Source organism: Leisingera aquaemixtae (assembly GCF_001458395.1).
GTDB lineage: Bacteria > Pseudomonadota > Alphaproteobacteria > Rhodobacterales > Rhodobacteraceae > Leisingera > Leisingera aquaemixtae.
Window position 1 is genome coordinate 46,113 of record NZ_CYSR01000002.1, and the last position, 18,487, is coordinate 64,599.

15 protein-coding genes are annotated in these 18,487 nt (G+C 66.0%); 11 read left to right on the plus strand and 4 right to left on the minus strand.

Annotation, left to right across the window (positions count from 1 at the left end):
* The first annotated feature begins 2 nt into the window (after nt 1–2).
* From PHA8399_RS00300 to PHA8399_RS00310, 3 genes are all read left to right on the plus strand, one after another.
* Complete coding sequence (locus tag PHA8399_RS00300; RefSeq protein WP_082649417.1) at nt 3–776, plus strand: EcsC family protein; 774 nt, start codon at nt 3–5, stop codon at nt 774–776.
* Nucleotides 777–843: 67 nt separating this feature from the next.
* A complete protein-coding gene (locus PHA8399_RS00305) occupies nt 844–1,359 on the plus strand; it encodes a DUF1178 family protein (RefSeq protein ID WP_058284472.1) in 516 nt (171 codons plus the stop codon).
* A gap of 13 nt (nt 1,360–1,372) precedes the next feature.
* Nucleotides 1,373–2,014, plus strand: a complete 642-nt coding sequence (locus PHA8399_RS00310; RefSeq protein ID WP_058284229.1) for an SDR family oxidoreductase — start codon at nt 1,373–1,375, stop codon at nt 2,012–2,014.
* A gap of 308 nt (nt 2,015–2,322) precedes the next feature.
* Here PHA8399_RS00310 and PHA8399_RS00315 read toward each other — a convergent pair whose 3' ends face one another.
* A complete protein-coding gene (locus tag PHA8399_RS00315) occupies nt 2,323–4,095 on the minus strand; it encodes a trypsin-like peptidase domain-containing protein (protein WP_058284230.1) in 1,773 nt (590 codons plus the stop codon).
* Between the two features lie 327 nt (nt 4,096–4,422).
* Here PHA8399_RS00315 and PHA8399_RS00320 point away from each other — a divergent pair, with 327 nt between their 5' ends.
* The 8 genes from PHA8399_RS00320 (at nt 4,423) to glmM (ending at nt 15,208) form a co-directional block, all read left to right on the plus strand.
* Nucleotides 4,423–5,364 (plus strand): glycine--tRNA ligase subunit alpha, encoded by a 942-nt coding sequence (locus PHA8399_RS00320; RefSeq protein WP_058284231.1) that lies wholly within the window; start codon nt 4,423–4,425, stop codon nt 5,362–5,364.
* A 17-nt stretch (nt 5,365–5,381) separates the two neighbouring features.
* Nucleotides 5,382–5,915, plus strand: a complete 534-nt coding sequence (locus PHA8399_RS00325) for a DUF6446 family protein (protein ID WP_058284232.1) — start codon at nt 5,382–5,384, stop codon at nt 5,913–5,915.
* Nucleotides 5,916–5,991: 76 nt separating this feature from the next.
* Nucleotides 5,992–8,217: a glycine--tRNA ligase subunit beta gene (gene glyS / locus PHA8399_RS00330; protein ID WP_058284233.1), complete on the plus strand. Its 2,226-nt coding sequence runs from the start codon at nt 5,992–5,994 to the stop codon at nt 8,215–8,217.
* Between the two features lie 177 nt (nt 8,218–8,394).
* Nucleotides 8,395–10,971 (plus strand): putative PEP-binding protein, encoded by a 2,577-nt coding sequence (locus PHA8399_RS00335; protein ID WP_058284234.1) that lies wholly within the window; start codon nt 8,395–8,397, stop codon nt 10,969–10,971.
* A 170-nt stretch (nt 10,972–11,141) separates the two neighbouring features.
* Nucleotides 11,142–11,795 (plus strand): cell wall hydrolase, encoded by a 654-nt coding sequence (locus tag PHA8399_RS00340; protein ID WP_058284235.1) that lies wholly within the window; start codon nt 11,142–11,144, stop codon nt 11,793–11,795.
* Nucleotides 11,796–11,923: 128 nt separating this feature from the next.
* Nucleotides 11,924–12,844: a dihydroneopterin aldolase gene (locus PHA8399_RS00345; protein WP_058284236.1), complete on the plus strand. Its 921-nt coding sequence runs from the start codon at nt 11,924–11,926 to the stop codon at nt 12,842–12,844.
* On the plus strand, nt 12,841–13,836 hold the full coding sequence (folP, locus tag PHA8399_RS00350) for a dihydropteroate synthase (RefSeq protein WP_058284237.1): 996 nt from the start codon (nt 12,841–12,843) through the stop codon (nt 13,834–13,836). Before PHA8399_RS00345 ends, folP begins: the two co-directional genes overlap by 4 nt.
* A gap of 25 nt (nt 13,837–13,861) precedes the next feature.
* Nucleotides 13,862–15,208 (plus strand): phosphoglucosamine mutase, encoded by a 1,347-nt coding sequence (gene glmM / locus PHA8399_RS00355; protein WP_058284238.1) that lies wholly within the window; start codon nt 13,862–13,864, stop codon nt 15,206–15,208.
* A 14-nt stretch (nt 15,209–15,222) separates the two neighbouring features.
* Here the strand turns inward: glmM and PHA8399_RS00360 are convergent, their stop codons facing one another.
* The 3 genes from PHA8399_RS00360 to ilvC all read right to left on the minus strand — a co-directional run bounded on the left by PHA8399_RS00360 (nt 15,223) and on the right by ilvC (nt 18,366).
* A complete protein-coding gene (locus PHA8399_RS00360; RefSeq protein WP_058284239.1) occupies nt 15,223–16,128 on the minus strand; it encodes a DMT family transporter in 906 nt (301 codons plus the stop codon).
* Nucleotides 16,129–16,221: 93 nt separating this feature from the next.
* Nucleotides 16,222–17,130, minus strand: a complete 909-nt coding sequence (locus PHA8399_RS00365) for a DMT family transporter (RefSeq protein ID WP_058284240.1) — start codon at nt 17,128–17,130, stop codon at nt 16,222–16,224.
* A 213-nt stretch (nt 17,131–17,343) separates the two neighbouring features.
* The gene (ilvC, locus tag PHA8399_RS00370) at nt 17,344–18,366 is read right to left on the minus strand and encodes a ketol-acid reductoisomerase (protein ID WP_058284241.1); all 1,023 of its coding nucleotides are present in this window, start codon (nt 18,364–18,366) and stop codon (nt 17,344–17,346) included.
* Nucleotides 18,367–18,487: the final 121 nt, after the last annotated feature.

The window sequence follows — 18,487 nt, forward strand, 5'->3', positions numbered from 1 at the left end:
ATGTGGCAGACATTCTGAGCAACGCGCGGGAGCTGACCCCGCAAGAGGTCGAGGCGGAGCTGGACGCGCTGGCCAATCGCTATCACGCGGCGGGCGGGTTCGGCGTGGAGCTGATGACCCGGCTGGGCGGCAGCGGCGAGAGCCTGCTGGAACGCTTGCCGGCGCCGGTGCGCGCCGGGCTGACCGGCGCCACGGAAACCGCGCTGCGGCTGGCCATGAAAGGCGCGACCACGTCGCGCCGCCTGGTGCCGGACCAGAAGCCCGGCGTCGACCGGGTTGTCAGCGCCGCCATGGGCGCGGCGGGCGGCGCGGCGGGACTGCCGGGGGCGCTGGTCGAGCTGCCTGCCACCACCGCCTTTTTGCTGCGCACCATTCAAAGCGCCGCAGCGGCCGAAGGCTTTGACCCGGAAGCCGAGAGCGTCACCTTCGATTGCATCCAGGTGTTTGCCGCGGCGGGCCCGCTGGCCAGCGATGACGGGGCCGATCTGGGCTTCGTCTCGCTGCGGCTGGGGCTGCCCGGCGGGGTGCATAAGCTGATTGCGCAGGTGGCGCCCAAGCTGGGGGCGGTGCTGGGGCAGAAGCTGGCGGCACAGGCGGTGCCGCTTGCCGGCGCGGTTGCGGGGGCTGCGGTGAACTACGTCTTCTCCGGCTATTACCGGGAGATGGCGCATGTGCATTTCGGCCTGCGGCGGCTGGCGGTGGAGGCTGGAACGCCGCAGGAGGAACTTGCGGCGCGGCTGCGGCAGCGGTTGCAGCGCCCCGGTGCGGCGGATTGAGCGCATAGAGCACTTGCACTTGCCGGAAAGGGAGATTTAATCGCCTCTTCCTGCTATGAGGGAAAACATGATTCAATACAGCCTCAAATGCGCAGAGGGCCACAGCTTTGACAGCTGGTTCCAGTCTGCGGCGGCGTTTGACAAGCTGGCGGCGGCCGGCATGGTGTCCTGTGCGGTTTGCGGCGGCTCCGGGGTGAAAAAGGCGATCATGGCCCCGCGGGTGCGCCCGGGGCGCAAGGCAGTGTCCGCTGTTGGCGAGCCCGAACCTCAGGCCGCCGCGCCCGCTGCCGCTGCACCTTCCGCTTCGCTGCCGGCACCTGCGGCAGCGCAGGCCGGGCCGGGCCTGCTGAGCCGTCCGTCAGGCGAGGTGGAGAAGGCCATTGCCGAGCTGCGCCGGAAGGTGGAAGAGAACTCCGATTATGTGGGCGACCGCTTTGTGCGGGAGGCGCGGGCGATGCATCTGGGCGAGGCGCCGGAGCGGGCCATTCATGGCGAGGCCAAACTTGAAGACGCGCGGGAGCTGATCGAGGAAGGTGTGCCGGTGCTGCCGCTGCCGTTCCGTCCCGGGCGTAAAGCGAATTGAGAGGCAGGGCAGTATGCATGCAGTCGTGACGGGAACCAGCCGCGGCATCGGCAAGGAGCTGGTGAAGCAGCTGCGGGAGGCGGGCCACGATGTGACCGGCACCTCGCGGGATCACTCCTCGGGGGTGAAGCTGGATGTCTCCGACCCCGGCCAGCAGGCGCGTTTTGCCGCCCAGATCCGGAACCGGCCGGTGGACCTGCTGGTCTGCAATGCCGGGGTTTATATCGACAAGGCGATGGGGCTGGCGGATTACTCGGCCGAAGTCTGGGCCAAGACGCTGGCGGCCAATGTGACGGGCGTGTTCCTGACGGTGCAGGCGATGATGCCCAATCTGCGGCTGGCGCAGGAGCCGAAGATCGCCATCCTGTCGTCGCAAATGGCCAGCCAGTCACGGGCGCCGGGCGGCAGCTATGCCTACCGTGCGTCGAAGGCGGCGGCGCTGAACCTTGGCCGCAACCTGGCCGCCGATCTGAAGGCCGAAGGGATTGCCGTCGGCATCTACCACCCGGGCTGGGTGCGCACCGACATGGGCGGCGATGAGGGCGACATCACGGTGGCGGAGTCGGTTGCCGGGCTGATCAACGAGTTCGAGGTGCTGTCGCTGGAAACCACTGGCTGCTTCCACACCTGGGACGGGCGAATCCACCCCTACTGAACTTTAGTTTCGCATGGCTAGCCCAGGCGGGCTCCCGCGCCCGCAGGGGCCATCAGCTGAGCTGATGCCGCCTTGGCGGCCTTGGGCCCGGCGCCGCGCCTGTGCGCGGCGCTGCACCGCACGCGGTGCGGTGCCATGCCCAACGGGCTGACGGCATGGTAATGCCCGAAGCCGGGCGGGAGCAGCTCCCTTCTCCACCGGCGGAACGCCCCCCTTCCCGGGACAGGGCCAGCCGCACAAAAAAGCCGGCGCGTTCACCGCGCCGGCGGGTGCCTTGCAGGCAATGGAGGCCCGTCCGGGGCGGACGGTTAATCCCAGCAGCTGACCAGGACGGTCATGCCGGAGGCGATCCGGGCGATTGCCGCGCTGGGCAGGCTGCCGGCGGCGGGGGACTTGCTGGCCGCGGTCACCCCGGCAGCATTCAGCGCACTGCGGATGGCTTCGGCGTTGACCGCAAAGCTCACACCCTCGGGCAGCTGTTTGCCCTCGAGCTGCCGCGGCAGCAGCATGCCGTGCACCGCGCCGGTGCGGTCGAGCACCGGGCCGCCGGCGTCGCCGGGCTGGGCCGCGAGGTCAAGCCGGGCCACCCCCGTGTTGCCGTCCAGGCTTTTGACATCGGCGATTTTGCCCCAGGTGAGACTCGGCGCGCCCAGCACGCCCTCATAGGAGAAGCCGGACACCGCAACCTCTGACTGCAGGCGCGGCGAAGAGGTGCTCAGCTCGGCCACCGCAGCCGGGGCCAGCGGCTCTGCCGGGCGCAGGATGGCGATGCCGCCGGCTGCGTCATTGGCCGCAACCTCGGCCTGGTAGCCGTGGTCCAGGGTGATCCGGGTGCAGCCCGCCACCACATCGGAGGTGGTCAGCACGCTGCCGTTGCCGTCCACGAAGAAGCCCGAGCGCGACAGTTTCGGTTTGCGGATCTCCAGGCCGGAGACCAGGTCGATGTCCTGCACCGCGTCACCGCCCGCTGCCGGGTCCAGAACGCCGCCGAGGCGGGTGAAACTGGCCTGCATCGCCGCCAGAACCCGGGTGCGGCGGTCTTCGTCACCGGCGGGCCAGATCAGGGTGAAGCCCTTCACTTCGCCGTTCTTCAGGCTGGCCTGGGTGAAGGAGACGATCCGGTCATTGCGGCCTTCGATGGTGAAGCTGTTGGAACCGCGCTGGCGCGGCCCCTCCAGCGGCACGATTTCCAGCGTCTGCATGATATCATAGAGGCCGAACAGGGTCCGCTTGTCGCCGGGCTGGCTGATCAGCAGGACCTGCGCCCCGAGATCGCCCTTGCTGGTGTAGTGGGCAAATGGCGATTCATAGCGGTCGAACCCCACTTCGCCTGCGGGCATCTGCAGGGCGATGCCGGCCTTGGCATCCTCCACCCGCGCCATGCCGGCGGAGATCAGCGGCGCGTTGTATTCATCCAGCAGCACCTGGCGCTGCGCGGTGGTCAGAACGCCGGTCGGCTCAAAGCCGCGGGCCGCCTGCCAGTCGCTCATCGAGGCGCGGGTGCCGCGGCCAAAGGCGCCGTCGATAGCGGACTCGTAGAAGCCAGCGGCTTTCAGCGCGACTTGCAAATTCATCCGCTGTTCACGGCTGAGCGCGCTTTCGCTGCGGCGCGCCTGGGCAGGAGTCTCGTCGGGCAGGGCCGATTGCGGGGCCGTCTGCTGCTGCGGTTCAGGCTCCTGCACCGCAGGCTCTGCCGGGGCAGGGGCCGGGGCTGGCTCCGCCGGCGGGGTGGCATCCGCCGCCACCGGGTAGAACTGGCTGCGCAGATTGCGGCGGAAGGCGATGAAGCTGTCGCGCGGAATCTGGCCCTCGGCGCGGTAGACCTGCAGCACCCGCTCTGCGTCCTCGCGGGCATAGGGGCCCAGCACCACGCCGTACCAGCCGCCGCCAAGCGCGTAGCCTGACACATCCGGCAGGCGCGCGGCATAGGTGCGGGCCTCGCTTTCGGCTTCGCGCAGGGAGGGGCGGGCGGCAATCTGGATCCAGACCGCTTCCCGGCTGCTTTGCGCCGACACAGGCGCAGCGAACGCAATGGCCAGCGCGATCAGCGGCAGCGCCAGAGCGGCAAACAGTTTATTCATTGTCAGGGCCTCGTATCCCGGAATTACTCTTAATTCTTTGCCGCGGAGGTAAAGCATTTTGCAGCAGCAAAGGGAACTCCTCATCGCAGGGGGAATTCCCGGCCCGTTGCCGCATTCCCGCACTTTTGTCGCCGATCCGCTGCGTGCAGCGGGCCGCAGCTGCCGGGCAAGCTGCCGCAGGGCGTTGACCCTGCCAAAAGCCTTGCATATGACCCCAGAGACAACTTTGGACGCATCCTTAGGCAGCTTCGGGTGTCTCCTTTGATTATGACCCCGCGGCGGCAAATGCTCGAATTCACAGCAACTGCGCCCATAAAGGGATAAGACATGACCCAGACCAACGGCGCGCCGCGCTCCTTCCAAGAGATTATCCTGAGGCTTCAGAACTACTGGGCCGCCAAAGGCTGCGCGGTGATGCAGCCCTATGACATGGAAGTCGGCGCCGGCACCTTCCACCCGGCGACCACGCTGCGCTCGCTGGGGTCCAAGGCCTGGGCCGCGGCCTACGTGCAGCCCTCGCGCCGCCCCACCGACGGGCGCTACGGCGAGAACCCGAACCGCTTGCAGCATTATTACCAGTACCAGGTGCTGATCAAACCCAGCCCACCGGACCTGCAGGAGCTGTATCTGGGCTCGCTGGAGGCGATCGGCATCGACATGGCGCTGCATGACATCCGCTTTGTCGAGGATGACTGGGAAAGCCCGACGCTGGGCGCCTGGGGCCTGGGCTGGGAGGTCTGGTGCGACGGCATGGAAGTCAGCCAGTTCACCTATTTCCAGCAGGTCGGCGGCCATGACTGCCACCCGGTGTCCGGCGAGCTGACCTATGGCCTGGAGCGTCTGGCGATGTATGTGCTGGGCGTCGATCACGTGATGGACATGCCGTTCAACGATCCGGACGCGATGATCCCGCTGACCTATGGCGATGTGTTCAAGCAGACCGAGGAAGAATACGCCCGCTGGAACTTTGACGTGGCCAGCACCGATGTGCTGCTGCGCCATTTCGAGGAGGCCGAGGCCGAATGCGCCGCGATCCTGGCGCAGGAGCATATCGACCCCAAGACCGGCAAGCGCATCATCATGGCGCATCCCGCCTATGACCAGTGCATCAAGGCCTCGCATATCTTCAACCTGCTGGACGCCCGCGGGGTGATTTCCGTCACCGAACGCCAGGCCTATATCGGCCGGGTCCGGGCGCTGGCCAAGCAATGCGCCGACGCCTTTGTGCTGACCGGGGCTGGCGGCCACACGGCAGAGACCGCGGCCTGAGCAGGGGACAGAACGTTATGGGGAAATTCCTTGCCCTGATCCTGATCGTCTCCGCGCTCGCCGCCGGCAGCGCGATGTATTACCTGCAGGTCTATGGCTTCTACGATGAGGTCGCGCTGCAGCCGGGCCGCGATGTGGTGCTGGTGCCGCTGGACGGCGGCGAGGGGCAGCCGATTGCCTATTCGGACTTCGAGGCGATTGACGCCGGCAGCTCCCCGATCCGCTACCGCGCCTGTTTCAGCACCAAGGTGTCGCCGGATGAGCTGGCGCAGGTCTTCACCCTGTCCGACAAGACCGAGCCGCGCAATGCGCCGGACTGGTTCGAGTGTTTCGATGCCGCCGCCATCGGCGCCAAGCTGGCGGATGGCACGGCCAGGTCGTTCCTGTCGGTTAAGAACATCTCCTATGGCGTCGACCGCATTGTCGCCGTCACCGGGGAGGGCCGCGGCTATGTCTGGCATGAGCTGAACGATTGCGGCCAGAAAGCCTATGACGGCACCGTGGTCGGCGAGGAATGCCCGCCCCGGCCTGAGGCAGGCGGAAGCGAATGATGAGTCTTCGCCGCAAGCCCGCCCTATTCAATAATACTGCTGCGCCCGTATGCGCGGCCACGCCCGAGGACATCCAATGCCCGATCTGCTGATTGAACTGTTTTCCGAGGAAATCCCGGCCCGTATGCAGGCGCGTGCGGCTGAGGACCTGAAGAAGCGCGTGACCGATGGTTTGGTCGAGGCAGGCCTCACCTATGCCGGCGCCGCGGCGCTGTCGACGCCGCGCCGCCTGACCCTGGCGGTGGATGGCCTCTTGGCCGAAAGCCCCACCATCCGCGAAGAGCGCAAGGGGCCGAAAGTGGGCGCGCCGGAGAAGGCCATCGAGGGCTTCCTGCGCGGCGCGGGCCTCACCCGCGACCAGTTGGAGGAGCGTGAAACCCCCAAGGGCGCGGTCTATTTCGCGATGATCGAAAAGCCGGGCCGCCCGGCGGCGGAGATCATTGCCGAAGTGCTGGAAGACACGATCCGCAACTTCCCCTGGCCCAAATCCATGCGCTGGGGCGCCGGGTCTTTGCGCTGGGTTCGTCCGCTGCATTCGATTCTGTGCATCCTGTCGGATGAAAACGGCACCTCCGTGGTGGACCTGGACATCGACGGCATCAAATCGGGCAACACCACCCGCGGCCACCGCTTCATGGCGCCGCAGGAGTTCACCGTCACCGGCTTTGACGACTACGCGGCCAAGCTGAAGCGCGCGCATGTGGTGCTCGACGCCCGCGAACGGGCGGAGGCGATCTGGCAGGAGGCGACCAATCAGGCCTTCGCCAGCGGGCTGGACGTGGTCGAGGACAAGGGCCTGCTGGCGGAGGTCGCGGGCCTGGTCGAATGGCCGGTGGTGCTGATGGGCGCGATTGACGCCGAATTCCTAGGGCTGCCGGCAGAGGTGCTGCAGACTTCGATGAAGGAACACCAGAAATTCTTCTCGGTGAAGAACCCCAAGACCGGCCGGATTGAGAAGTTCATCACCGTTGCCAACCGCGAAACGGCGGACAATGGCGCCACCATCCTGGCGGGCAACCAGAAGGTGCTGAGCGCGCGTCTGGCGGACGCCAAGTTCTTCTGGGAGAACGACCTGCGCACGGCGAAGTCCGAGGCGGGCATGGGGTCCTGGGTTGAAAACCTCGGCAATGTGACCTTCCACAACAAGCTGGGCACCCAGGCGGCGCGCATCGACCGCATCGCCGCGCTGGCGCGGGAAATTGCGCCGGTGGTCGGCGCCGATGCCGATCTGGCAGAGCAGGCGGCGCGGGTGGCCAAGGCCGATCTCAGCTCGGAAATGGTCTATGAGTTCCCGGAGCTTCAGGGCCTGATGGGCCGCTACTACGCCGAGGCCGCGGGCCTGCCTCAGGAAGTCGCCAATGCCTGCGAGCAGCATTACTCGCCGCTCGGGCCGGGCGATGATGTGCCGTCGGAGCCGGTCTCGGTTGCCGTGGCGCTGGCCGACAAGCTGGACACGCTGACCGGCTTCTGGGCGATTGATGAAAAGCCTACCGGGTCGAAAGACCCTTTTGCCCTGCGCCGTGCTGCGCTGGGGGTGATCCGGCTGGTGCTGGAGAATGATGTGCGGATGCCGCTGGACCGGTTCTTCGACAGCCAGCTTCTGCGGGCGGAAAGCGCCGCCAATGGCGGGCTGCCGGAGGAGACCGTGAATAGCCTGCTGCAGGAGATTGCAGAGCACGGTGTATTCGGGTCCGCTTTTGAGGCCGTGAAAGAGAGCCTTGGCGGGTCTCCTGCGGAAGCCTTCCTGAACCTCGAAAAGAAGGTTCCGGACACTTCGGATGACCTCCTCTCCTTCTTCCATGACCGGCTCAAGGTCTTCCTGCGCGATCAGGGCATCCGCCATGACGTGATCGACGCCTGCATCGCCATGGACGGCAACGACGACCTGACCCTCTTGGTGAAACGCGCCCGCGCTTTGGAGGATTTCCTTAAGACGGAGGATGGCGGGAACCTCTTGCAGGGGTTCAAGCGCGCCAACAACATCCTCAGCCAGGCGGAGGAAAAGGACGGTGTCGAATACTCCTATGGCGCCGACCGTAAGTTTGCCGAAGACCCGGCCGAAACCGCGCTGTTCGACGCGCTGGAGGCAGGCGGGGCGGCGATCTCTCCGGCCATCGAGGCCGAAGATTTCGCGGCAGCCATGCGGGGCATGGCCGCCCTGCGTGCGCCGGTCGATGCGTTCTTTGAAGCGGTGCAGGTGAATGCGGAGAACGAGGTGCTGCGCCGCAACCGCCTCAACCTCCTCAGCCAGATCCGCCAGGTCTGCGGCCAGGTGGCTGACCTCACCAAAGTCGAGGGCTGAAAGGGCGCGGCCGCGCTTTCATCTTTCCAGAAATACTCGCCCCGCAGGGACCGGCCTTTCCGCAAGGGAAGGCCGGTTTTTCGTTTCCGGAGCGCTTTCAGCCTCCGCAGGCCGTTACAAGGCTCTTGCGCCATCGCCGCATCCCCTTATGGTGACTGGCAAAGGAGACGTGCTGCAGTGCAGAAAGATTTCGTACAGACCCCGCCGGCCTGCCTCATCACCGCCACCGCGCCGATTGCCACCGCCACCCATGGCGGGCGGGCAAAATGCCTGCAGCGGCTGGTGCGGCTGGACCTGCCGGTGCCGCGCACGGTGGCGCTGTCCTTTGACGCGGTGCATGCCATCGCCGAAGGGCAGATGCCTGATCTGTCGGTGGTGCTGGGAGAGTTCGACCCGGAAGCGCTGCTGTGCGTGCGCCCCTCGTCCGAGGACCCGGACTGGGGCGGTCCCGGCGCGATCCTGAACATCGGCATGAATGATGCGCGCTATGTCGACCTGTGCGACACCCTGGGCCGGGAAGCGGCGGCGGCGCTGTATCTGCGGTTCGTGCAATCCTACGCAGTGCATGTGGCGCGGCTGGACCCGGATGTGTTCGACGATGTCGAGGACGGCGGCCCGGATGCGCTGAGCGAGATCCTGCATGCCTATGAGGCGGAAACTGACGAACCGTTCCCGCAGGACCCGGGCGAGCAGCTGGCGGAGGTGCTGCGCTCGATGGCGCGGGCGTGGGAGGGCACCTCGGCGCGGCTGTTGCGCCAGGCCAAGGGCGCACCGGCCGATGCCGGCCTCGGGCTGGTGGTGCAGGAGATGATCCCCGGTGTAGGGCAGGGCGAATGCGGCTCCGGCGTGCTGCAGCTGGTGAATTCCACCACCGGCCAGCCGCAACTGACCGGGCGCTACCTGAGCCAGAGCCAGGGACGCGACGCGCTGGGGGCCGGGGCCGGGGCGCTGTATCTGGCCAAAGACGCCCGCGGGCTGTCGCTTGAGGAACTGGCGCCGGAAGCCTTCGCGGATCTCAAGGCCCACGCCGCGCTGATGCGCCGCAAGCTGCGCGAGGAGATGCAGCTGGAGTTTGTCGTCGACAACGGCCGGGTGCATATCCTGGACGGGGTTCGCGTGGTCCGCTCGGCGCGGGCGGCGGTGCGGATTGCGGTGGCGCTGGCGGAGGATGGCATCATCCCGCAGCAAGAGGCGCTGATGCGGGTCGATGCGCATATCCTGAACGAGCTGCTGCACCGCCAGGTGGCGCCTTATGCCAAGCGCGACGTGATCGGGCGCGGCATTGCCGCCAGCCCGGGCGCGGCCACCGGCAAGCTGGTGTTCACTGCCGCCGGGGCGCAGGCCAGCGCGGCCCGCGGCGAGCCTTGCATCCTGGTGCGGCGGGAAACCTCGCCGGAGGATGTGCGCGGCATGCACGCCGCTGCCGGGGTGCTGACGGAGAAGGGCGGCATGACCAGCCACGCCGCGGTGATCGGCCGCGGTCTGGGGCTGCCCTGTATTGTCGGTGCATCCAACATCAAGTTCCATACCAAGCTCAAGATGCTGCAGGCCGCGGATGGGCGGATGTTCAAGGCTGGCGAGATTATCACCATCGACGGCAGCAGCGGCCAGGTTCTGGCGGGCCAGCCGGAGATGCTGGAGGCGGCAGAGGACGGCGCGCTGCTGACCCTGCTGACCTGGGCGGACGGTGCCCGCGACATCGGCATCCGGGCCAATGCGGATACGCCGGAAGATGCGGAAACGGCACGGAAATTCAACGCCCAAGGCATTGGGCTCTGCCGCACCGAGCACATGTTCTTTGATCCCGGCCGCCTGACGGTGATGCGGGAGATGATCTTTGCCGAAACATCCTCTGGCCGGGCTGCGGTGCTGGAGCGCTTGCTGCCGATGCAGCGCAATGACTTCCGCGAGCTGTTCCGGATCATGGAGGGGATGCCGGTCTGCATCCGCCTGTTCGACCCGCCGCTGCATGAATTCCTGCCCGCCACGAAATCCGGCCAGCGCGAGCTGTCGGAGGCCTTGGGCATCCCGGTCAGCGATGTGACGCGCCGGGTGGAGGAGATGGGCGAGTACAACCCGATGCTGGGCCTGCGCGGCGTGCGGCTGGGCGTCACGGTGCCGGAAATCTACGACATGCAGGCGCGGGCGATCTTTGAGGCCACTTTGGAGGCCTCCAAATGGGGCGAGCCGGTGGTGCCGGAGATCATGATCCCGCTGGTCTCGGCCAAGCGCGAGGTGGAGCTGGTCAAGACCCGTATTGATGCGGTGGCCGCCGCGGTGAAGGCAGAGCGGGGCGAGGATTTCACCTACCGGCTGGGGGTGATGGTGGAAACGCCGCGGGCGGCGCTGCGCGCGGGCGAGATTTCACCGCATACGGCGTTCCTCAGCTTTGGCACCAACGACCTGACCCAGATGACCTATGGCCTGTCGCGCGACGATGCGGGCCGGTTCATGTCGGATTACGTGAACCAGGGCGTTTTCCCCGAAGATCCCTTCCATGTGCTGGACACTGACGGCGTGGGAGAGTTGCTGAAACTGGGGGTGCAGCGCGGCCGGGCGGAGAATCCGGATATCACCCTGTCGATCTGCGGCGAGCACGGCGGCAACCCCGAATCGATTGCGTTTTGCCGGGATGCGGGCTTTGATTACGTTTCGTGCTCGCCGTTTCGCGTGCCGGTTGCGCGTTTGGCCGCAGCCCAATTGGCGATTTCCAGCCAAACCGGCCAGGTCGCACCAACCTACACAAAATATTAAGAAAAATTGGGGCATCCAGCGGCCGCCGGCGTCAGACCGGCGGCTCGTGTGTTTCCTGTACCGTGCGGCAGCCCCCCGAAAGCTGGACGTTTGGGGCCAATTCCATTAAGGGATGCGATCGCATGTGCTGGGGACACCGGGCACAAGCTGCTAGGACGGGGGAACCCTGAATGAAATTGTTGACTATGATTGCCGTGATGGCTGCCACCATCACGATGGGTAAAAGTGTTGCCGCCGAAACCGGCCTGGATGCGCTGATCGAGCGTGAACAGGCCAGTCTCAACGCAGTGCCTGCCCGAAAGTTCAGCGGATTGTTTGGATACCGCTCAAATCCGCTCAATAGCCGTAAGCCTCAGGCGAAAGTCGAATACAGCAAAGCGTGGCTGGATTCGCGGCCAAAAGCGACAGGCGGAGAGCAATTTGCCTGCCTGGCGGAGGCGCTGTATTTCGAGGCCCGGGGCGAGACCGTGAAAGGCCAGTTTGCCGTGGCCGAGGTGATCCTGAACCGGGTCAAAAGCGCCCAGTTCCCGAATACGCTGTGCGGGGTGATCAAACAGGGCACCGGGCGCAAGTACCAGTGCCAGTTCACCTACACCTGCGACGGCTACAAGGAAGTGATCAACGAAAAGAAGGCCTATCAGCGGGTGTCCAAGGTGGCGCGGGCGGCGCTGGACGGGCTGAAGACCGAGCTGACGGATGGCGCGACCTACTATCACACCACCGCGGTGCGGCCGCGCTGGAGCCGGGTCTTCACAAACACCGCGCGCATCGGCGTGCATGTGTTCTACCGCGACGATCGCTACCGGACCGCGCTGAGCAACTGAACACCTGAAGGCGGCATATCCGTGCCGCTTTCGGCTACTGGCGTGGCGTTTGCGGGACTGTTATGAAGGCGCCAAAAGACTATTGTTGGGACCCACACCCGACACAGCCAGCCAAAGGCCCGTTTCCCATGCCCTCTGAAATCCGCCTCGCCTTTGCGCACCCCTCTGAGCGTTCCGTGGCGACCGCCGCACCGGGTCCGCTGGACCGCATTTCCCTGCGGGACCACACCGTCGAGGTGGAGATCGGCGCCTTTCAGGCGGAGCGCGGCACCACCCAGCGGATCTGTTTCAACGTGGTGGTCGAAGTGGCGCCCTTGCCCAAGGATCTGGATGACGATGTTGACCGCATCCTGTCCTATGACAAGGTGACGGAGGCGATTGCGCATGAGCTGGCTGCTGAGCGGCTGAACCTGCTGGAAACCCTGGCCGAACGCGTGGCCGAGCGGATCCTGCTGGAGCATCAGGCGGTGCGCGCCTTTGTGCGGATCGAGAAACTGGACCGCGGACCCGGCGCGCTGGGTGTCGAGGTGGTGCGCTCGAAGGATCAGATCAGCCATCTGGTGAATGAGGAAGAGCGCCCGCATCCGCGCCTGATGTATCTGTCCAATGACGCCATCGACAGCGAGAACCTGACCGGCTGGATCGACCAGATGCAATGCCGCAAGCGGCCGCTGATCCTGTGCGTCGGCACCCATCCGCTGCCGGTGCCCGCAACCGGGCACAAATGGACGCAGCGGCGGATCGACCTGTTGGCGATTGAACAAAACGCCTGGCGGCTGGCGGCGAGGGACGACCGCTGCGTTGTGGTGTCGACCCGGACCGAGCTGGACTGGGCGATGAAGAACGGCCAGATCTGCGTCTGGGCGCCCTCCAAGATCGTGCTGGACGCGGTGGAAGGGCCCTCGGCGCCGCCGTCGAACTCGGTGGCGCTGGCGGCCTGGTTTGCCGCCACCTTTGAGGCGGGTGAAATGATTGTGCTTGGCGGGAATTTGCCTGATAATCCCGGCGTCCCGTTGCGGGGCGTGAGCGTGGAGCAAGCACAACTGTGACATATTACCGGCCGTTGGTTCGACATGGCGAGGCGCGCCCCGAGGGCGCGGTTCCGCTGGCGGGCAGTGCCCTGTGGTTCACCGAGGTTGAGATCCTGAGCCGCGAGGCGCCGCCGCGGATTGCCCCGGCCGGGCTGGTGCCCGAGAAGGAGCGCCGCCGCCTGAGCGCGCGGCGCGCCTCGATCGCCGGGCTGGACATGACCCAGCCGCAGATCATGGGTATTTTGAATGTGACCCCTGACAGCTTCTCCGACGGCGGCAAACATGCAGGCGTCGAGGCCGCCAAGGCCGCGGCGCTGCAGATGGTGGCCGACGGCGCCACGATTATTGATGTGGGCGGCGAGTCCACCCGCCCGGGGGCCGCGGACGTGGCTGAGGCCGACGAGATCGCCCGCACCGCGCCGGTGATTGCGGCAATCCGGGCCGAAAGCCAGGTGCCGGTGTCCATCGACACCCGCAAAGCCACGGTCGGGCTGGAAGCGCTGGAGGCGGGCGCCGACCTGCTGAACGACGTGTCTGGTTTCACCTTCGACCCCGCGCTGGCGCCGCTGGCGGCGCAGGCCAGCGTGCCGGTCTGCATCATGCATGCACAGGGCGATCCCGCCACCATGCAGCAGGACCCCCAGTATGCCAACGTGCTGCTGGACGTCTATGACTTCCTGGAGCAGCAGATCGACCGGCTGGAAGCCATCGGGGTGATACGCGAGCAGATAGTGATCGACCCCGGCATCGGCTTTGGCAAGACGCAGGAGCACAATCTGACGCTTCTGCGCAATCTCAGCCTGTTTCACGGGCTTGGCTGCCCGATCCTGCTGGGCGTGTCGCGCAAGGGTTTTATCGGCAGGATCGGCGAAGAGCCGCGCGCGGAGGCCCGCGCGCCGGGGTCCATTGCCGCCGGGCTTGCGGCGCTGGCGCAAGGCGTGCAATTTCTGCGGGTGCATGACGTGGCCGAGACGGTTCAGGCGCTGCGCCTCTGGCAGGCCGTCCGCTAGGGCTTTTTTGGGCAGGAAAATAATAATGCGAAAGCTTTTTGGCACCGATGGCGTGCGCGGCACGGCCAATATCCACCCCATGACCGCCGAGATGGCACTGCGCATCGGCGCTGCTGTCGGGCGCTACTTCCGGCGCGATGGCACCGGGGCGCACCGGGTGGTGATCGGCAAGGACACCCGGCTGTCCGGCTATATGTTTGAAAACGCGCTGACGGCGGGGCTGACCTCGACCGGCATGAACGTGCTGCTGCTGGGGCCGGTGCCGACGCCTGCGGTGGGGCTGATGACGCGCTCGATGCGGGCCGATCTCGGAGTGATGATCTCCGCCAGCCACAACCCGTCCGAGGACAACGGCATCAAGTTTTTCGGCCCGGATGGTTTCAAGCTGTCCGACAGTGCCGAGCTGGACATCGAGGCGCTGATCGACACCGGCGTTGAACTGGCGCAGGCCGCCAATATCGGCCGCGCCAAGCGGATCGATGACGCCCGCTTCCGCTATGGCGAGCGTGTCAAAAGCTCGCTGCCGCGCAACCTGAGCCTCAGCGGGCTGAAGGTGGTGATCGACTGCGCCAATGGCGCAGCGCACCGGACGGCGCCCGAGGTCCTGTGGGAGCTGGGCGCCGAAGTGATCCCGGTTGGCGTGTCGCCGGACGGGCTGAACATCAACCGAGGCTGCGGCTCGACCCAGCCGCAGACCGCGGCGGAGGCGGTTGTGGCGCATGGCGCCCATGCGGGCATCTGTCTGGATGGCGATGCGGACCGGGTGATCGTGATTGACGAAACCGGCACAGTGGCCGACGGCGACCAACTGATGGCGCTGCTGGCGACCCGCTGGGCCGAGCAGGACCAGCTGGCGGGCGGCGCTCTGGTGGCGACGGTAATGTCGAACCTGGGCCTGGAGCGGCATCTGGAGGCCAAGGGCCTGGGGCTGGAGCGTACCGCCGTCGGCGACCGTTACGTGGTGGAGCGGATGCGCGAGGGCGGCTTTAACCTGGGCGGCGAGCAGTCCGGCCATATCGTGATGAGCGATTATGCCACCACCGGCGACGGGCTGATGGCGGGGCTGCATTTCCTGTCGGAGATGGTGCAGACCGGCCAGAAGGCCTCCGCCCTGGCGCATCAGTTCGAAACCGTCCCGCAGCGGCTGCGCAACGTGCGCTTTGAGGCAGGCCAGGCGCCGCTGGAGGACGAGCAGGTGCAGGAGGCAATCGCCGCGGCTGAGAAGATGCTGGACGGCCAGGGGCGGCTGCTGATCCGCAAGTCCGGAACTGAGCCCTTGGTGCGGGTGATGGCGGAAAGCGAAGACGCGGAGCTGATGACGCTGGCAGTCGACAGCGTTGTGGCCGCGGTCGAGGCGGCTGTGTCCGAATAAGGCAGGGGGGGGCGTCAGCCCCCTTTGCCGAACAGCCGGCTCAACCTGCCGAACTGGCTGAGGCCGAGGCCGCCCAGGATCATTAACATCGCCAGCAGCATTGAGGGCGGCAGCTCTTCGCCCAGGAAAATCGCGCCCAGCACCACCGCCCAGACCGGCACCTGGTAATTAGTGAGGGTCATGAAGGTCGGCCCGGCCTCGCGCACCACGATCACCCGCAGCAGATTGGCCGCGGCGGTCGGGATCAGGCCGAGGATGGCGGCAATCAGCAGCGTCTTCGTGTCCGGCATCACCGGCGGGCCTTCGGCTGCCCAGGCGGCCGGGAAGATGACGAAGCAGCCGATCACCAGCAGGATGGCCGCCAGCCCCACCGGGTCCACCGGCGGCAGGCGGCGGGTCAGGATCGAGCTGACCGAATAGCAGGCCGCTGCCGACAGGCAGGCGGCGCGGCCATAGGCCTCCAGCTCAGCTCCGCTGGTCTCAAACGCCTTGCCGCCGATCAGCAGCGCAACACCGGCAAAGCCGATGGCAAAACCAATCAAGCGGCGCAGGGTCATCTGCTCACCCAGCACGAAGACATGCGCCAGCGGCAGCACCATCAGCGGGATCGCCGCCATGCTGACGCCGGTAAAGCCGGAGGAGACATGCTGCTGCCCCCAGGAGATCAGCATGAAGGGCAGGGCGGTGCTGAGGATGCCGATGATCACCAGCGAGGGCCAACTGGTCTCGCCCCGGAACAGCTTGAACCCGCGCCAGCCCCAGATCGCACAGAGCAAGAGCGCAGCGAAGCCGATCCGCCCGGCGGCGAGCCAGAACGGGGTGATGCCGTCCAGCGCCAGCTTGATCAGCAGAAAGGTTCCGCCCCAGACAAAGCCGAGGGTGGCGATCATCAGCCAATAGCGTGGTGCGATATCGGGCATGGGTCCCTCGTGCCAATTCACCGCGCGACAAGACCCCGCCGGGCGGGCGGGGTCAATGGAAATTGCTTTGTTATCTATCGAACAGTTTGCGCTTCACGCCACCCGTGGGCGGCGGCTGCGGCTGAGGAGGAGGCCGCCGAGGATCAGCGCCAGCGCGGCAAACAGCTGCGGCGGCAGGGTTTCCCCAAGCAGTGCCGCGCCAAAGATCACCGACCAGACCGGCACCTGGTAATTCACGGTAGAGAGGAACGCCGGGCCGGCGCTGCGGGCGACCTGCACCAGCAGCACCTGCGCCAGCGCCGTGGGCAGGAGGCCAAGGTAGATGACAGCAGCGAGCGGCAGGGCTGCGGGCAGCTCCGGCACGCCCTCGGCCCAAAGCGCGGCAGGGGTCATCATGCCAGCGCCGCACAGCAGCGCTGCGGCGGAGAGCGACAGCATGTTCACCTGCGGGCAGAGCCGGGTGATGATCGAGCCGATGGCATAACACAGCGACGCGCCCAGGCAGGCCAGGCGGGCCAGCGATTCAAAATCCGTTCCGGCGGAGCGGAAGGCATCGAGCCCGATCAGCACCACCACGCCGGCAAAGCCAATGAGGAAGCTGATGGTGCGGCGCAGGGTCATATGCTCGCCCGGCACCAGAAGATGCGCCAGCGGCAGCACAAACAGCGGCACCACCGCCATACAGACCCCGGCAAAGCCGCTGGCGACATAAGTTTGCCCCCAGCTGAGCAAAGTGAAGGGCAGGGCGTTTGTGAAGAACCCCATCCCAGCCGCGCAGGCCCAGATGATCCGGCCCTCGCGCGCGCGCAGCGACGGAAGGCCGATGCCCATGGCATAGACGACGGCCAGCAGGCAAATCGCGCCGATCAAGATGCGGAGCGCCGCGATGGTCATCGGCGGAAAGCCCCGCAGCGCCAGTGACACCGCCATGAAGGAAGCACCCCAGATCACGCCGAGGAACAGAAGCTTGGCCCAATTGGCGGCGCCGGGGGAATGGTTCATCTTTGTCTCCTGTATCGCCCGGCTAAAGGCCGGGCAGCGCCCGACCCTCCCCATGGGAGGGCGCTGCCCCTTGCGCATCACATGCAGTTATCCGCATTTGGGCGTATGGCTCGACGAAAATACGTAAGTGCAACTGAGTTGCGCCTGTAAAAAGGGCGCCCCGAAACGGAGCGCCCTGCAGAGGTAAGGTCAGCGGGTGTACCCGCGGGCGCCTTAGTTCTTCTCTTTGTCGACCATCTTGCCGGCCGAGATCCAGGGCATCATGCCGCGCAGCTTGGCGCCGGTTTCCTCGATCAGGTGCTCGTCGTTGGCACGGCGGGAGGCTTTCAGGGTCGGCTGGCCAACCGCGTTTTCCAGCATGAAGTCGCGGACGAACTTGCCCTGCTGGATGTCTTCCAGAACCGCCTTCATGCGGGCTTTGGTCTCGTCGTACTTCAGGATGCGCGGGCCGGTGACGTACTGGCCGTACTCGGCGGTGTTGGAGATCGAGTAATCCATGTTGGCGATGCCGCCTTCATAGATCAGGTCAACGATCAGCTTCACTTCGTGCAGACACTCGAAATAGGCCATTTCCGGGGCGTAGCCGGCTTCGACCAGGGTCTCGAAACCGCAGCGGATCAGCTCAACCAGGCCGCCGCAGAGAACTGCCTGCTCGCCGAACAGGTCGGTTTCGCATTCTTCGCGGAAGTTGGTCTCAATAATGCCGGAGCGGCCGCCGCCGATGGCGGAGCAGTAGGACAGCCCGGTTTCCAGCGCTTTGCCGGTGGCGTCGGTGTGAACCGCAACCAGGCAGGGCACGCCGCCGCCTTTGGTGTATTCGCCGCGCACGGTGTGGCCCGGGCCCTTGGGCGCCATCATGATGACGTCGACGCCTTCTTTCGGCTCGATCAGGCCGAAGTGGACGTTCAGGCCGTGGGCAAATGCGATGGCCGCACCCGGACGGATGTTGTCGTGGACGTATTTCTTGTAGGTTTCCGCCTGCAGTTCGTCGGGCATGGTGAACATGATCACATCGCACCAGGCGGCCGCTTCTGCGATGCCCATCACTTGCAGGCCTTCGCCTTCGGCTTTCTTGGCCGACGGGGAGCCTTCGCGCAGGGCAACGACAAGGTTCTTGGCGCCGCTGTCGCGCAGGTTCAGCGCGTGGGCGTGGCCCTGGGAGCCATAGCCCAGGATGGCCACTTTCTTGTCCTTGATGAGGTTCACATCGCAATCGCGGTCGTAATAAACGCGCATAATCCACGTCCTTTCATTTGGTGTTTGAAGGCATCATAGGCGAGCGGGCGGGGAAAGCGATTGCGGTTGCGCGTATAATCTTCAGTTTCTTTGCGATGGTCATTCGTGAAATGCAGTGATA

Coding starts and splice junctions, on each gene's coding strand:
- PHA8399_RS00305 (WP_058284472.1), top strand. CDS start 844: ATGATTCAATACAGCCTCAAATGCGCAGAGGGCCACAGCTTTGACAGC.
- PHA8399_RS00310 (WP_058284229.1), top strand. CDS start 1,373: ATGCATGCAGTCGTGACGGGAACCAGCCGCGGCATCGGCAAGGAGCTG.
- PHA8399_RS00315 (WP_058284230.1), bottom strand. CDS start 4,095: ATGAATAAACTGTTTGCCGCTCTGGCGCTGCCGCTGATCGCGCTGGCC.
- PHA8399_RS00320 (WP_058284231.1), top strand. CDS start 4,423: ATGACCCAGACCAACGGCGCGCCGCGCTCCTTCCAAGAGATTATCCTG.
- PHA8399_RS00325 (WP_058284232.1), top strand. CDS start 5,382: ATGGGGAAATTCCTTGCCCTGATCCTGATCGTCTCCGCGCTCGCCGCC.
- glyS (WP_058284233.1), top strand. CDS start 5,992: ATGCCCGATCTGCTGATTGAACTGTTTTCCGAGGAAATCCCGGCCCGT.
- PHA8399_RS00340 (WP_058284235.1), top strand. CDS start 11,142: ATGAAATTGTTGACTATGATTGCCGTGATGGCTGCCACCATCACGATG.
- PHA8399_RS00345 (WP_058284236.1), top strand. CDS start 11,924: ATGCCCTCTGAAATCCGCCTCGCCTTTGCGCACCCCTCTGAGCGTTCC.
- glmM (WP_058284238.1), top strand. CDS start 13,862: ATGCGAAAGCTTTTTGGCACCGATGGCGTGCGCGGCACGGCCAATATC.
- PHA8399_RS00360 (WP_058284239.1), bottom strand. CDS start 16,128: ATGCCCGATATCGCACCACGCTATTGGCTGATGATCGCCACCCTCGGC.
- PHA8399_RS00365 (WP_058284240.1), bottom strand. CDS start 17,130: ATGAACCATTCCCCCGGCGCCGCCAATTGGGCCAAGCTTCTGTTCCTC.
- ilvC (WP_058284241.1), bottom strand. CDS start 18,366: ATGCGCGTTTATTACGACCGCGATTGCGATGTGAACCTCATCAAGGAC.